The sequence below is a fragment of the Sphingobium chlorophenolicum genome, from assembly GCF_000722875.1.
GTDB lineage: Bacteria > Pseudomonadota > Alphaproteobacteria > Sphingomonadales > Sphingomonadaceae > Sphingobium > Sphingobium chlorophenolicum.
The window spans coordinates 1-631 of the sequence record NZ_JFHR01000054.1 but is presented as its reverse complement, the minus strand read 5'-3'; the positions used below and the strand labels follow the sequence as shown (position 1 = coordinate 631).

Below are 631 nucleotides of genomic sequence, written 5' to 3'. Positions count from 1 at the left end.
GCCCCTGCGACCGAGATGGACATGAAACCCTTCGCTTGCGAATTTCTTCGCGATCTCCGCGCCGATATAATCGCCAGCGCCGACGATGGCCACCGATTGGCTGCCTCCTGACATCCACTTGTTCCTTGATGATGACTCACAGCGCATCAAAAACGCCGCAAACCAATGCCTCTCCCATATCGCGCCGGATACGCGCCGGGCGAATCTGTGTATCTACACTTTTATTTATCCGGTCAATCCCGAAATGCCCGCCGGGGCGGGCAGGGGGGAAACCTCAGTAGCCGATGACCGATCAGATCTCGCAGGTTCTGGTTTTAAATTTCCACTGATCGTTGTTGCATATGAACTGATCGGAGTATTTTCCGACGACCTTGAGCTGTGGCGGTTCGCCATGTGGCGTTGCATAGACGCGCATATAGCTTTGTGCCGAAGCGGTGGTTGGCGAGTGGATTGTGACGAGTGGCTGGCTGACCACATGGAACTGGATGGCGGGATTTCCCTTGGGGAGGGAGAAGTGGTGGAGTTTTTGCCGTCCCCTGAACACCAGCCTGTCGCCCTGAAGTTCGGCGCCTGCGCTCAGGCCCTGTTCCTTCCAGGGGATACCTGCGTCGACATCGGTTCGGTCGGCATA

At 56.7% G+C, this 631-nt stretch carries 1 protein-coding gene; it reads right to left on the bottom strand.

Annotated features, from left to right (window positions below; translation table 11 throughout):
* Positions 1-292 precede the first annotated feature (292 nt).
* The gene (locus BV95_RS24620) at positions 293-544 is read right to left on the bottom strand and encodes a nuclear transport factor 2 family protein (RefSeq protein ID WP_476712783.1); all 252 of its coding nucleotides are present in this window, start codon (positions 542-544) and stop codon (positions 293-295) included.
* Positions 545-631 lie beyond the last annotated feature (87 nt).